Source organism: Flagellimonas olearia, assembly GCF_009184425.1.
Lineage (GTDB): Bacteria > Bacteroidota > Bacteroidia > Flavobacteriales > Flavobacteriaceae > Flagellimonas > Flagellimonas olearia.
In genome coordinates this window covers 1-322 of the sequence record NZ_WELG01000185.1, presented here as the reverse complement: position 1 = coordinate 322, position 322 = coordinate 1, and the positions used below count along the sequence as shown (strand labels likewise).

Sequence of the window (322 nt, the reverse complement as noted above, 5' to 3'; positions counted from 1 at the left end):
TAGCACCTCATCAATACTAGAGGGCATAGTGACCCGTTCTTTGCTAGGTTGTGTGAGTTGATAGAGCCTCTCTAGCGAATCAAGGGTCTGCCATAGCAACAGCAATTGGCGAAATGAAATTTGCCCGGTCAGCTCAAATTTCTTAATGGTGGCCGCAGGTACACAGCTTCGCTCAGCAAGCGCCGCTCGTGACAGCTTTGCCTGCTTCCGTAACTCACGTAAATAAGCCGCATAGGCTTGGCTTACATCGGTATCATCAAGTAAGGTAAATTTCATCCGCAAAGGCCAAATGGATACATTCATATCCATTATAGCGAAATAA

The 322-nt window shown here is 46.3% G+C and carries 1 protein-coding gene; it reads right to left on the bottom strand.

Annotated elements, in window-relative coordinates:
• Window positions 1-309 (bottom strand): helix-turn-helix domain-containing protein (locus F8C76_RS19605; protein ID WP_211372220.1); only part of this gene is annotated, 309 nt, incomplete at its 3' end.
• Between the last annotated feature and the right edge of the window lie 13 nt (window positions 310-322).